This is a genomic window from Citrobacter sp. Igbk 14, from assembly GCF_028069825.1.
In the GTDB taxonomy this organism is placed as follows: domain Bacteria; phylum Pseudomonadota; class Gammaproteobacteria; order Enterobacterales; family Enterobacteriaceae; genus Citrobacter.
This window is the reverse complement of the sequence record NZ_JANEWM010000052.1, coordinates 1-12,223: the sequence shown is the minus strand read 5'-3', so window position 1 is coordinate 12,223 and position 12,223 is coordinate 1. Positions and strand designations below refer to the sequence as shown.

13 protein-coding genes are annotated in these 12,223 nt (G+C 50.3%); 5 read left to right on the top strand and 8 right to left on the bottom strand.

Features of this window, described 5'->3' with window-relative positions:
* Nucleotides 1–17 precede the first annotated feature (17 nt).
* The 3 genes from NNN64_RS17745 to yqhD form a co-directional block, all read right to left on the bottom strand.
* Nucleotides 18–1,472 (bottom strand): DASS family sodium-coupled anion symporter, encoded by a 1,455-nt coding sequence (locus tag NNN64_RS17745; RefSeq protein WP_271442230.1) that lies wholly within the window; start codon nucleotides 1,470–1,472, stop codon nucleotides 18–20.
* A gap of 188 nt (nucleotides 1,473–1,660) precedes the next feature.
* Entirely contained in the window at nucleotides 1,661–2,488 is an 828-nt protein-coding gene (gene dkgA, locus NNN64_RS17740; protein ID WP_271442229.1) for a 2,5-didehydrogluconate reductase DkgA, read from the bottom strand.
* A gap of 225 nt (nucleotides 2,489–2,713) precedes the next feature.
* Complete coding sequence (yqhD, locus tag NNN64_RS17735; protein WP_271442228.1) at nucleotides 2,714–3,877, bottom strand: alcohol dehydrogenase; 1,164 nt, start codon at nucleotides 3,875–3,877, stop codon at nucleotides 2,714–2,716.
* Between the two features lie 193 nt (nucleotides 3,878–4,070).
* Between yqhD and NNN64_RS17730 the strand changes: the two genes are divergently transcribed.
* Nucleotides 4,071–4,970: an AraC family transcriptional regulator gene (locus NNN64_RS17730; RefSeq protein WP_271442227.1), complete on the top strand. Its 900-nt coding sequence runs from the start codon at nucleotides 4,071–4,073 to the stop codon at nucleotides 4,968–4,970.
* A gap of 90 nt (nucleotides 4,971–5,060) precedes the next feature.
* Here NNN64_RS17730 and yghB read toward each other — a convergent pair whose 3' ends face one another.
* Together yghB and metC are read right to left on the bottom strand one after the other, a co-directional pair.
* A complete protein-coding gene (gene yghB, locus NNN64_RS17725) occupies nucleotides 5,061–5,720 on the bottom strand; it encodes a DedA family general envelope maintenance protein YghB (RefSeq protein WP_137382572.1) in 660 nt (219 codons plus the stop codon).
* A gap of 131 nt (nucleotides 5,721–5,851) precedes the next feature.
* Nucleotides 5,852–7,039, bottom strand: coding sequence for a cystathionine beta-lyase (gene metC, locus NNN64_RS17720; RefSeq protein ID WP_271442226.1), 1,188 nt, complete (start codon nucleotides 7,037–7,039; stop codon nucleotides 5,852–5,854).
* A gap of 251 nt (nucleotides 7,040–7,290) precedes the next feature.
* Between metC and exbB the strand changes: the two genes are divergently transcribed.
* Both exbB and exbD read left to right on the top strand, forming a co-directional pair.
* Nucleotides 7,291–8,025 carry a tol-pal system-associated acyl-CoA thioesterase gene (exbB, locus tag NNN64_RS17715; RefSeq protein WP_271442225.1) on the top strand — a complete coding sequence of 245 codons (735 nt, stop codon included), beginning with the start codon at nucleotides 7,291–7,293 and terminating at the stop codon, nucleotides 8,023–8,025.
* A gap of 6 nt (nucleotides 8,026–8,031) precedes the next feature.
* Complete coding sequence (exbD, locus tag NNN64_RS17710) at nucleotides 8,032–8,457, top strand: TonB system transport protein ExbD (RefSeq protein ID WP_048213224.1); 426 nt, start codon at nucleotides 8,032–8,034, stop codon at nucleotides 8,455–8,457.
* Nucleotides 8,458–8,532: 75 nt separating this feature from the next.
* On the opposite strand, the gene NNN64_RS17705 is transcribed toward exbD, so the two are convergent.
* Together NNN64_RS17705 and NNN64_RS17700 are read right to left on the bottom strand one after the other, a co-directional pair.
* The gene (locus tag NNN64_RS17705; protein WP_271442224.1) at nucleotides 8,533–8,940 is read right to left on the bottom strand and encodes a cytoplasmic protein; all 408 of its coding nucleotides are present in this window, start codon (nucleotides 8,938–8,940) and stop codon (nucleotides 8,533–8,535) included.
* A gap of 1 nt (nucleotide 8,941) precedes the next feature.
* Complete coding sequence (locus tag NNN64_RS17700) at nucleotides 8,942–9,346, bottom strand: hypothetical protein (RefSeq protein WP_271442223.1); 405 nt, start codon at nucleotides 9,344–9,346, stop codon at nucleotides 8,942–8,944.
* A 103-nt stretch (nucleotides 9,347–9,449) separates the two neighbouring features.
* Between NNN64_RS17700 and NNN64_RS17695 the strand changes: the two genes are divergently transcribed.
* The gene (locus NNN64_RS17695; protein WP_323606031.1) at nucleotides 9,450–9,953 is read left to right on the top strand and encodes an ESA_00282 family adhesion-associated protein; all 504 of its coding nucleotides are present in this window, start codon (nucleotides 9,450–9,452) and stop codon (nucleotides 9,951–9,953) included.
* Between the two features lie 82 nt (nucleotides 9,954–10,035).
* Here the strand turns inward: NNN64_RS17695 and NNN64_RS17690 are convergent, their stop codons facing one another.
* On the bottom strand, nucleotides 10,036–11,076 hold the full coding sequence (locus NNN64_RS17690; RefSeq protein WP_271442221.1) for an aldo/keto reductase: 1,041 nt from the start codon (nucleotides 11,074–11,076) through the stop codon (nucleotides 10,036–10,038).
* Between the two features lie 154 nt (nucleotides 11,077–11,230).
* Between NNN64_RS17690 and yghX the strand changes: the two genes are divergently transcribed.
* Nucleotides 11,231–12,118: a YghX family hydrolase gene (gene yghX / locus NNN64_RS17685; RefSeq protein WP_271442220.1), complete on the top strand. Its 888-nt coding sequence runs from the start codon at nucleotides 11,231–11,233 to the stop codon at nucleotides 12,116–12,118.
* The last annotated feature ends 105 nt before the right edge of the window (nucleotides 12,119–12,223 follow it).

The following is a 12,223-nucleotide window of genomic DNA, read 5'->3' as shown; positions in this document are numbered from 1 at the left end:
GTCAGGACGCAGTGAGTTTAGTACAGACCCAGCATCTTCCACCACATCAGCCCTACGGTGATAAAGACGGCTTGATTAAACAGGCTGATGATGAATCCTGTTCGCCACCAGACCCCTGTCGGGACGTACCCGGCACCAAACAGAATCGGGCCGCGGGCGTGGGTGTACTGAGTGAGGGAACAGTACAGGCTGCTGGTGAAAGCCAACATCAACGCCGTAGGCGCTGCTGGAATATTCAAATGCAGGCCGACGCCAAGGAAAACGGCGTACAGCGCCGCAATCTGCGCATTACCGCTGGCAAAAAAGTAGTGAGTATAAAAGTACGCGGCGTTGAGCAGCAGCAGGACAACCACCCAACTGGTTCCATGCATGGTACTGCTCAGGCTATCGCCAATCAGGTTGCCAAACCAGGTGGTAAAGCCCAGTTTTTTCAACTGGTTCGCCATCATCAATAGTGCGGCAAACCAGATCAGCGTATCCCATGCACCTTTCTCGCTTTTGACATCTTCCCAGCTCAGAACGCCGCTGAGCAGCAAGATGGATAAGCCAACAAATGAGGCGGTGGTGGCGTCGACGCCCAGCGTATCACCAAAAATCCACAGCACCAGCAGGACGCCGACAGTAGCCAGCATCAGCCATTCACCGCGTGACATACGGCCCATTTCCGCCAGCTCTTTACGCGCCAGATTAGGGGCATCCGGCGTGTGTTTAATTTCCGGGCGCACAATCCAGTAGACCAGTAATGGAACCAGCAGTAAGGAAACCAGGCAAGGCAGCAGCGCCGCCATAAACCAACTGCCCCAGGTGAGCGTGACCCCCGCGTTGGCTGCCAGTTTCACTGCCAACAGGTTGCCGGTATAGCCGGTCATAAACAGCGCGGCGGTGACGTCGTTGACATTGCCAATACAGGTGATGAGAAAGGTGCCGATTTTACTGCGGGATTCATCTTCCGGGTTCGAATGGAAACTGCGCGCCAGAGAGTCGGCAATCGGATAGATGACGCCGCCACAGCGTGCCGTATTGCTTGGCATTGCTGGGGAAAGTATCAGGTCCGCAAACGCCAGTCCGTAGGCGAGTCCCAGCGTGCGCTTGCCGAGCAGGCGGATCATCTGCAGCGCAATACGTCGACCGAGGCCGGTTTTGATAAACCCGCGGGCAATCATAAAGGCGACGACAATCAGCCAGATCAGCGAACTGTTCAGTTCGCTCAGTGCAGTGGTAATGGCAGCGCTGGCGGTTTTATCCCCGGCAGCATAAGCGAGGGCAAAAACGGTAATACCGATAATGCCGACTGCGCCAATAGGCAGAACTTTTGCCACGATAGAAGCAATGGTAGCAACGAAGATAATGGCTGAATGCCAGGCTGGCGCACTTAACCCACTGGGTGGGGTAAGCTGCCAGAGCCCGGCAGAAATAAATAGTATAAGAATCAATGGGAACCATTTGACGCCTTGCTGTGTTTTTCCCGCCATGGTCACGCACCTATAGATATTTGTGATGTATTCATGAGATCAATATTATTACTGAATAATTAGTAAGTTATATTGCGTAATGCTGCACGTGGATGTGCCATAAATACATCTATAGTTGTGCGTTTATTGTTTCTTAATATTTCGGCAAGGGAAAAGCCCGACGGGAATGCCGGGCTGGAGAGGAGAGATTAACCGCCGAACTGATCCGGGTCAGGGCCCAGGCGTTTACCTTGATCGAGTTTTGCGATTTCACCGAGTTCATCTTTGTCCAGGCGGAAGTCCCAGACGTTGAAGTTCTCTGCAATGCGGGCAGGGGTGACGGATTTCGGGATCACCACCAGGCCGCTATCCAGATGCCAGCGAATGACGACCTGCGCCGGTGATTTGCCATATTTTTCAGCGAGGTCACGGATGATCTTTTGATCGAATACATCTTTACCGCCCTGCGCCAGTGGACTCCAGGACTCAGTCTGGATCTTATGTGTTGCGTTCCAGGCGTGAAGCTGGCGTTGCTGCATAAGCGGGTGAAGTTCTATCTGGTTAATCACCGGAGGTACGCCGGTTTCATCCATCAGGCGCTGGAGATGATTGATCTGAAAGTTGCACACACCGATGCTCTTGATCAGCCCCTCTTTTTGCAGGTCGATCATGTTTTCCCACGCTTCAACGTAGTGATCGATCGCCGGGACAGGCCAGTGCATCAGGTAGAGATCGAGGTAATCGAGCTGGAGTTTCTCCATGCTTTCGAGCAATGCTTCCCGTGGGCGCTTCTGGTCATCATTCCACAACTTGGTGGTAATGAATAACTCTTCGCGTGGCACGCCCGCATTGCGTAATGCTTTGCCGACACCTTCTTCGTTTTTGTACGCCGCAGCGGTATCAATTGAGCGATACCCCACTTCCAGCGCTTTATGAATGGCGGTGATGACTTCTTCGTTGCTTGCCTTCCAGACCCCCAGGCCCAGTTGCGGCATGACGTTACCATCCTGTAGCTTGATAATGGTTGGACCGGTCATAATTCCCCCCCACACTTAATCCTTCAGGTTGCCTCTTTGTTGGCTGCTTGCGTTTACCCCGGTCACGGACTTATGTACGCTCCCGGGGATTCACTCAATTGCCGCCTCGATGCATCATGAATGATTGGGTGTAAATTGAGTACACCGGAGCAAGCCCCGGTGAGGTTTATGTGACTTAAGCCTGGTATAAATAGCCAAAAACGAAAGCCGGAGGTTAAAAAAACCTTAGCGGGCAGCTTCGTAAATCCGGCGGCTGACGTCCAGCGTAATGTCCTGATGTTCACCCAGTTTCGTGCCGCCATGCGCTTCCAGTTTTTCCAGCAGTGCCGGGATGGAGCTGCTATCCAGACCGTAGTCAGACAGGCGAGTCGGTACACCCATTTGTTCGAAGAACTGACGGGTGGCGGCAATCGCAGCATCAATGCGTTGGTCTTCGGAGCCTTCAGTGATATTCCAGATGCGTTCTGCGTATTGCAGCAGTTTGGCACGCTTGGTATCACGTTTTTCATTCCACAATGCAGGCAGGACGATTGCCAGCGTCTGAGCGTGGTCAAGTCCGTGCATCGCCGTCAGTTCGTGACCCAGCATATGGGTTGCCCAGTCCTGCGGTACGCCTGCGCCGATCAGTCCGTTCAGTGCCTGAGTGGCTGCCCACATGACGTTAGCACGCACATTGTAGTTTTCCGGCTCCTGCAACGCTTTCGGACCGTCTTCTATCAGCGTCAGCAGAATGCCTTCGGCAAAGCGATCCTGAATTTTCCCGTCTACCGGATAAGTCACATATTGTTCTACAGTATGAACAAAAGCATCTACTACGCCGTTGGCAACCTGACGCGGCGGCAGGGTGTAGGTGTACACTGGATCAAGCACAGCAAATACGGGCTGGACAAACGGGGTCATGAAGGCCAGTTTGTCGCCAGTTGTTTTGCGCGAAATTACCGCACCAGAGTTAGATTCTGAGCCGGTTGCTGGTAGGGTCAGTACCGACCCCATCGGGACGGCGCTTTGTACGTCGTTACCGCGTGTTTCCAGAATGCGCCACGGGTCAACACCGTCTGCATAATGTGCCGCTGCGGCGATGAATTTTGTGCCATCCAGCACAGAACCGCCGCCTACCGCCAGCAGGAATGTCACCTTCTCATCACGGACAATTTTTACCGCGTTCATCAGCGTTTCATAAGATGGGTTCGGCTCAATACCGCCAAACTCGAGCACATCCAGACCTTTCAATGCGTCCTGAACTTGTGCCAGAACGCCTGTTTTTTTCACGCTACCACCGCCGTAGGTAATCAGTACGCGAGCATCCTGCGGGATTTGGTCGCGCAGTTCTGCAATCGCGCCTTTACCAAACAGAATGCGGGTTGGGGTATGGAGATTAAAGTTGTTCATTGCTCGTTACCTTGTGTGGGTAAAAAAGAGGGTAGGCGAGTGTCTGCCTGATGGTGAACATTGTGGTCGTCAGACGCGTTCCTCTCAATGCTCATTTCTGCCGATGTCTTGCCCATTTCTACAGACTACTGGAGAAAAGAGATAAAAGTGCGCACTATATCAAGGTTGCAAATCAATGATGAAATGGTGCCCTATGAACCGTGATGAGATCTGTCTCCTGCTGACAGATAAAATTAAGCAGCTGAAAAACAATGAAAATAAATTGAATGATCTGCTGCCTGATATTCGCTTACTGTATGGTTCTGAACCAGGGATGCGCACACCAGTGATGTATCAGCCTGGCATCATATTTCTCTTTTCAGGACATAAAATTGGTTATATCAACGAGCGTGTCTTTCGCTATGACGCCAACGAATATTTACTGCTAACAGTACCTTTACCCTTTGAATGTGAAACTTATGCGACACCGGACGTTCCGTTGGCTGGTATCCGCCTGAACGTCGATATCCTGCAATTGCAGGAATTGCTGATGGATATTGGGGAGGATGAGCTGTTCCAGCCCGCAATGGCGGCAAGCGGGATCAATTCGGCGACGTTATCCGATGAAATTCTCTGTGCAGCGGAACGCCTGCTGGATGTGATGGAGCGGCCACTGGATGCACGTATTCTGGGAAAACAGATTATTCGTGAGATCCTCTACCATGTGCTGACCGGGCCACGCGGAGGAGCCTTACTGGCGCTGGTCAGTCGCCAGACACATTTCAGTTTGATAAGCCGTGTGCTGAAGCGAATTGAAACCAAGTACACCGAAAATCTCAATGTTGAGCAATTGGCGGCAGAGGCCAATATGAGCGTGTCGGCGTTCCATCATAATTTTAAATCGGTGACCAGTACTTCACCGTTGCAGTATCTGAAGAGCTATCGATTGCATAAAGCGCGGATGATGATGATTCATGATGGGATGAAAGCCAGTGCGGCGGCAATGCGCGTGGGTTATGAGAGTGCATCGCAGTTTAGTCGGGAGTTCAAACGTTACTTTGGCGTCACGCCAGGGGAAGATGCAGCCAGAATTAGGATGATGCAGGGGAGTTGATCTCTTGTCGAACAGACTGATTCTCCGTAGGCCTTAACGCTGTGCGCTATAAAGCGAAATGCCGGGGTTTACCCGGCCTACGGACGCAGCTCAGGCGCTACAGTATTTTTTTTTAATCACCACAAACAGCGTTCCCAGCAGACCTGCGGTTAGCAGGGCGATTGGCAGGATCATTAAAAATGTCATTACCTGATCTTCGTGGCGTTTAACAAACGGGATCATGCTGAGCGCATAGCCGAAACTGGTGACCACAGTGACCCACAGCAGGCCGCTCAGCCAATTAAAAAACTGGAAGCGACGGTTAGGCAGCCCTGAAATCCCCGCCATGGTCGGCAGCAAGGTGCGTACAAACGCCAGGAAACGTCCGGCGAGTAGAGCCATCAACCCGTGCTGGTCAAACATACAGGTAGCACGCTGATGATATTTTTCAGGTAATTGTGCCAGCCAGCCTTTCACTGTTCGTGTATTGCCCAGCCAGCGCCCCTGAATGTAGCTCAGCCAGCAACCGAGGCTGGCAGCGGCAGTCAGAATCGCTATGGTAGGTAAAAAACTCATCACGTCCTGAGCGATCAGCGCTCCTGCCAGTAATAGCAGGCTGTCACCGGGCAAAAAGGAAGCGGGCAGTAGGCCATTTTCTAAAAACAACGTGGCGAACATCACAAAGTACACCACGCTCACGACGTGTGGATCCGCCAGCGCGGCAAAATCGTGTTGCCAGAGCGCGGAGATAATATCTTGAATGACTACCATGGACTTTCCTGTGGAACAGCGTTTATAAGTGGATTGTACTCCTGAATTGTCCGGGATGCCTTGATCCCGGACGCAACAATTGCAGACTTTTCCACCAGAAGTGTCTGCATATATGTCCATCTGCGGCAATGTTACTCGATTCGGGTAAATCCTGCGGCTAAATCGGCAATCAGATCGTCAACATTTTCTAAACCGATGTGTAAACGGATGAGCGTTCCGCTGAAATCCACTTTGCCTTCCGGACGGATTGCCGCGATATGTTCCGGTTGGTTCGCCAGAATCAGTGATTCAAAACCGCCCCAGGAATAGGCCATGCTGAACAGGCTGAAGTGATCCAGATACGCAGACAGCTCTTCATTATTTAGCTTCTTATTCAGAACAAATGAGAACAGGCCGCTGCTACCGGTAAAGTCGCGTTTCCAGAACTCGTGTCCCTTGCTGCCGGGAAGTGCCGGGTGATTCACACGGGCAACCTGCGGATGGTCAGCCAGCCACTCAGCAACTTTCAAACTGCTTTCATGGTGTTGGCGCAGGCGAACGCTTAACGTCCGCAATCCGCGACTGGTCATATAGGCAGTATCGGCATCCAGCATTTGTCCCATCAGATAGGCGTTTTCACGCAGTTGATCCCAGCAACGGGCATTAGATACCGCTGTCCCAACCATGCCGTCAGAATGACCAATCAGATATTTCGTCCCTGCCTGAATTGAGATATCGATACCGAAATCCAGCGCGTTGAACAACACGCCCGCAGCCCAGGTGTTATCAATCATGATGACAGCGTCAGGCACTACGCTTCTGACTGCGGCAACAATGGCTGGAACATCATGAACTTCCATGGTGACAGAACCTGGAGACTCAAGAAAAACGACTTTAGTGTTCGGCTGTATATGCTTCACAATATCCGCACCAACCAGCGGATCGAACCAGCCGGTTGTCACGCCAAGCTTGCCCAGTACCTTAGTGCAGAAATCCTGGCTGGGTTCATAGGCGGTGTTTGTCATCAGCACATGATCGCCTTGTTCAACAAAGGCAAGGATGGTGTTGGCAACGGCTGCTGCACCGCAAGGGAACAGGGCGCAGCCCGCGCCGCCTTCCAGTTCACACATCGCTTCCTGCAGTGAGAAATGCGTCAGCGTGCCGCGACGTCCATAGAAAAGGGCACCGTTTGCGCGGTTATGCGTCGCCTGTTTTTTCGCCTCAACGGTGTCGAATACCAGTGAAGACGCGCGCTGGATCACGCTATTTACCGAACCCAGCGTGTATTTTTTACTACGCCCGGCGTGAACGAGTTTGGTCTCAAGCTGCTTATCTGCCATGTTGTATTACCTGTTTTTATACGTCTGGATGTCTAAACTAGCATGAATCTCATCTGCCGCGTCCTGCAGAATAGCCATAAAGTACAAAATATTCTCAAATCGATTTCTGGTGACTTTTTTACTGCGTGAGCGCAAGGAAAAGAAACCAAAGGTGCGGCACTATGTAAATAGTAATGAGAACGACTATCAATTCGACGTCGTTTTGATATGATTACGCTCAGATTTTGTGATTTGCGTCCTGGAGATACAGAGTGGGTAATAATTTGATGCAGACGGACCTTTCCGTCTGGGGTATGTATCAGCACGCCGATATCGTGGTTAAGTGCGTGATGATTGGGCTGATTTTGGCGTCAGTGGTCACCTGGGCTATCTTCTTTAGTAAGAGCCTTGAGTTCTTTACGCAGAAGCGCCGTCTTAAGCGTGAACAGCAAATGCTGGCAGATGCCCGCTCTTTAGAAATGGCAAGTGAGATTGCCGCTGGATTCGATGCCAAAAGCCTGGGTTCTCTGCTGATTAATGAAGCGCAGAATGAACTGGAACTGTCAGAAGGCAGTGATGACAACGAAGGGATCAAAGAGCGTACCGGTTTTCGTCTGGAACGTCGCGTTGCCGCAGTTGGCCGTCAGATGGGGCGGGGTAATGGATACCTGGCAACCATCGGGGCTATCTCTCCATTTGTCGGGTTGTTCGGTACAGTATGGGGTATCATGAATAGCTTCATCGGTATCGCACAAACCCAAACCACCAACCTGGCTGTTGTTGCTCCAGGTATTGCAGAAGCACTGTTAGCGACCGCGATCGGTCTGGTTGCGGCAATCCCTGCGGTTGTTATCTACAACATTTTTGCTCGTCAGATTGGCAGCTATAAAGCGATGTTGGGCGATGTCGCGGCGCAGGTGCTGTTGCTGCAAAGTCGTGACCTGGATCTGAGTGCAAGCGCGTCTGCACACCCGGTACGTGCTGCGCAGAAATTACGTGTAGGGTAATGTTCCATGGCAATGAGCTTTAATGAAAACCTGGACGATAACGGTGAAATGCATGACATCAACGTGACGCCGTTTATCGACGTCATGTTGGTATTGTTGATCATCTTTATGGTGGCAGCGCCGCTGGCAACCGTGGATGTGAAGGTGAATCTCCCTGCATCCACCAGTACGCCGCAACCGCGTCCGGAAAAACCGGTTTACCTGTCAGTAAAAGCCGATAACACCATGTTTATTGGTAACGATCAGGTCACCGATGAGACGATGATTAACGAGCTAAACGCGCTAACGGAAGGCAAGAAAGACACCACCATCTTCTTCCGGGCAGATAAAACCGTCGACTACGAAACCATGATGAAGGTTATGGATACGTTGCATCAGGCGGGCTACCTGAAGATTGGTTTGGTCGGTGAAGAGACCGTGAAAGCCAAATAACCCTTGTGGCCGGGTACAGGTTTGACCTTACCCGGCAAGCTTCTCCTGATATCACTCCCCTGCAAGTCTTTTGCCTTATCTGTTCTCGTCCAACGCAACCGTAGTGATTTTTGTGGGCTCGTAGTTCCCTTCGGATAGCTTACGGGTCAGGCGCAGTGTGGCTGTTTCACGTGCAAGCAGATGCTGGTATGTGCTTTCCAGACGGGCCATGATTTTGTCCCGCAATTCTGGCTGCTGAGCGATGATGGCCTCGATAGTGGCACCGTAAATCTCTTCTTTGGCTTGCAGTGCGTAGATTTCATGACGATTTTGCCATTTCATCCGCACCAGCGCGGCGGGTATAGAAACCATCTCTTGAGCAAGGTTTTCCAGCGTCGCGTTTTTATTGGCTATCAACACAGACAGATTTTGTTTTAAGACAAATTCATCACTTTTGTGGTTATCTAAAGCCAAATAAACATTATTATCTTCAACATCTTTCATTTTATTTCTCTTCCAGAGAATAAAAAATAGGATCGTTGGTTTCGCGAGTAATTAAATTAAGCCAAATTTTGTTGCCTTGTTCATTTATCATGGCTGTATTTTTGGACAGAATTTTACTTAATTCCTGGGCGTTAATGTCGCCTTCCGCCTGTAATGAATTGAGCAGGCGAGTAAATGACTCGATTTTTGCGGCGCGGAAAAGACGCTCTTTTAAATGACGATCGCACTCTTCAAATAACATATTCCGGGATTGGCCGGTAGTTGTGGAGCTAATCAAAATTTCTGATTCGTAATCACTTAGCGTTATCTTTCCCTGAGTCAAATTTTCACTATTTTCTGTGGTATTTGTATTGTTCGGGGTTGCGGATAAATGAAAACGAGAGGGAACAAGATGCTCGGGAAGCATGTTGAAATATCCTTTGCTGCCAATAATATGATGTTTTTAATAAGGTAGGCCGCGTTGACAATAGCATGGGGTAATTTTAAAATCAAAAAAAATGGAGCCTGCTATGAACAGTATATTTTATTCTGTTATTACCCTGCTATTGCTTACCTGCGGGGTACTTTTGCTAATGCGTAGTGCAAATAGAAACCGTTATGCAGAAGATGTTAACGCTCAGCACCAGCCGGAAATGCTAAGTAAAGAAGAGGGAGAAGATCATTTTTCTGCCCTGATGAATTCGATTACTCCGGTATGGTATTGGCGAGTCAATCACGAATATATCGATTTTATCCACTCCACAGTCAAGCGGATGACGATGGTGGAGCTGAATGAAACGCCCGGGCTCTTTGACGCACAGCGGCGCTGTAGCGATCTTAACTCTGCGGTTTATAAGTATTACGACAATATCAAAAAGCGCTGTCTCAGCGGGGAGAAAGTCCCGCACGCCGATCTGGATGTGCTTAACTTGCGACAGTGCTTCAGGGAGTTCAGCCTGGAAGCCTATCCTGCACTTGTCGCGCTGGTGTGGCCGGAATACCAGCGTCCATTGATCAAAGAGGACGAGGTGTGATGTGAGGCGAGATTGTCTTGCCCACCCTCATCAGCAGACCATGACGCCGGGGAGGACTACACCCGGCGTCATGGTCAGATCGTTACTTGTCTGATGAGGCTTGCCACAGATTGAGCTTGCCGTCAGCGACATGTTTATCGATCTGTGCCAGTTCTTCGGCACTGAATGTCAGGTTTGCCAGTGCCTGAACGTTCTCTTCTAACTGCTCAGGTCGGCTGGCGCCAATTAATACCGATGTGACCCGGTTATCTTTTAGTAGCCAGCTTAACGCCATTTGCGCCATCGACTGCCCACGCTGTTGTGCCATCTCATTGAGCAAACGCAGACTGCTGAGGTTTGCTTCCGTCAGCATATTTTCCGTCAGTCCGCGGACTTTTTTCCCTTCACGCTGCATGCGGGAACCATCAGGAATACCGTTGAGGTATTTCCCTGTCAGCAACCCCTGCGCCAACGGGGTGAAGGCTATACATCCCATCCCGTTGGATTCCAGCGTATCCAGCAAGCCGCTGCTGTCTACCCAGCGGTTAAGCAGGTTGTAGGATGGCTGGTGGATAAGCAGAGGAATTTTCCATTCCCGCAGCAGTTCGGCCATCTTCTGTGTGCGCTCTGGAGAATAAGATGAGATGCCGACATACAGCGCTTTGCCACTTTGCACGGCCTGGGCCAGCGCGGAAGCTGTCTCTTCCATTGGTGTGTTTTCATCAACGCGGTGCGAATAGAAGATATCGACGTAGTCGAGACCCATACGCTTGAGGCTCTGGTCGAGGCTGGCCAGCAGATACTTGCGTGAGCCGCCAGAACCGTACGGCCCCGGCCACATGTCGTAACCCGCTTTGGTCGAGATAATCAATTCATCACGATAGTGTGCAAAATCCTCACGCAATAACCGACCAAAATTTTCTTCAGCACTGCCCGGAGGCGGCCCGTAGTTGTTGGCTAAATCAAAATGTGTGATCCCTAAATCAAATGCTTTTCGCAGCAATGCTCGTTGTGAATCCAGAGCTTGAACGTGTCCAAAACTGTGCCATAAACCCAGCGATAGCGCGGGCAAGCGCAAGCCGCTGCGACCACAGTAGCGATAGAGCATTTGCTCATAACGTTCAGGATTGGCAAACCAGGCCATGAGATCTCCTTAGTGCAGGTGAATTTCAAAACAACGTTTCTATTCTAGCGGGTTCGTGGTGAATATCCCGTTCCCCAGGTCACATTGGGATGAAAAACTGGGCAAAAACAGACCACTGTGCTTTGCTTAAAAAACATCACTAAGGAGTACAACCATGCCGCGTTTGACTGCTAAAGACTTTCCGCAGGAGTTACTCGATTACTATGACTATTACGCCCATGGCAAAATATCTAAACGAGCGTTTCTGAATCTGGCGGCGAAATATGCGGTAGGTGGCATGACGGCACTGGCGCTATTCAATTTGCTGAAACCGAATTATGCCCTGGCAACGCAGGTAGAATTTACCGACCCCGATATTCTGGCAGAATACATTACCTATCCATCGCCAGATGGGCATGGTGATGTGCGAGGTTATCTGGTGAAACCTGCGAAGGTGACGGGGAAGGTTCCGGCAGTGGTTGTGGTACATGAGAATCGCGGTTTGAATCCGTATATTGAGGATGTTGCACGGCGGGTGGCGAAGGCCGGTTATATTGCGCTGGCCCCCGATGGATTAAGTTCGCTGGGCGGTTATCCCGGCAATGATGATAAAGGCCGGGAATTACAGCAGCAGGTTGATCCCGTTAAGCTGATGAATGATTTTTTTGCTGCTATTGAATTTATGCAGCATTATTCGATGACGACGGGAAAGGTGGGGATCACTGGATTTTGCTACGGTGGTGGTGTGGCGAATGCAGCGGCTGTTGCTTTCCCTGAACTGGCATGTGCGGTGCCCTTTTATGGGCGTCAGGTTCCTGCCTCCGATGTCCCTAAAATTAATGCGCCTTTATTATTACACTATGCAGAACTAGACACACGAATTAATGAAGGCTGGCCCGCTTATGAAGCTGCACTCAAAGCGAATAAGAAAATCTATCAAGCATATATCTATCCTGGTGTTAATCATGGTTTTCATAACGATTCGACACCCCGTTATGATAAAGCAGCTGCTGATTTAGCCTGGGAACGCACTCTTGCCTGGTTTGATAAATATTTGTTATGAAAAACAACGCATTACTTACAGCTTTAGGTTAATTATCTGAATAATAATGCTACCTAATTTCATTAACATTCATATTGATATGACCCGCAGGGATAATAGATAGAC

What these genes read in the sequence shown, in the direction of transcription:
- NNN64_RS17745 (WP_271442230.1), bottom strand. Translation starts at nt 1,472, where the DNA reads ATGGCGGGAAAAACACAGCAAGGCGTCAAATGGTTCCCATTGATTCTT.
- dkgA (WP_271442229.1), bottom strand. Translation starts at nt 2,488, where the DNA reads ATGACCGGTCCAACCATTATCAAGCTACAGGATGGTAACGTCATGCCG.
- yqhD (WP_271442228.1), bottom strand. Translation starts at nt 3,877, where the DNA reads ATGAACAACTTTAATCTCCATACCCCAACCCGCATTCTGTTTGGTAAA.
- NNN64_RS17730 (WP_271442227.1), top strand. Translation starts at nt 4,071, where the DNA reads ATGAACCGTGATGAGATCTGTCTCCTGCTGACAGATAAAATTAAGCAG.
- yghB (WP_137382572.1), bottom strand. Translation starts at nt 5,720, where the DNA reads ATGGTAGTCATTCAAGATATTATCTCCGCGCTCTGGCAACACGATTTT.
- metC (WP_271442226.1), bottom strand. Translation starts at nt 7,039, where the DNA reads ATGGCAGATAAGCAGCTTGAGACCAAACTCGTTCACGCCGGGCGTAGT.
- exbD (WP_048213224.1), top strand. Translation starts at nt 8,032, where the DNA reads ATGGCAATGAGCTTTAATGAAAACCTGGACGATAACGGTGAAATGCAT.
- NNN64_RS17705 (WP_271442224.1), bottom strand. Translation starts at nt 8,940, where the DNA reads ATGAAAGATGTTGAAGATAATAATGTTTATTTGGCTTTAGATAACCAC.
- NNN64_RS17700 (WP_271442223.1), bottom strand. Translation starts at nt 9,346, where the DNA reads ATGCTTCCCGAGCATCTTGTTCCCTCTCGTTTTCATTTATCCGCAACC.
- NNN64_RS17695 (WP_323606031.1), top strand. Translation starts at nt 9,450, where the DNA reads ATGAACAGTATATTTTATTCTGTTATTACCCTGCTATTGCTTACCTGC.
- NNN64_RS17690 (WP_271442221.1), bottom strand. Translation starts at nt 11,076, where the DNA reads ATGGCCTGGTTTGCCAATCCTGAACGTTATGAGCAAATGCTCTATCGC.
- yghX (WP_271442220.1), top strand. Translation starts at nt 11,231, where the DNA reads ATGCCGCGTTTGACTGCTAAAGACTTTCCGCAGGAGTTACTCGATTAC.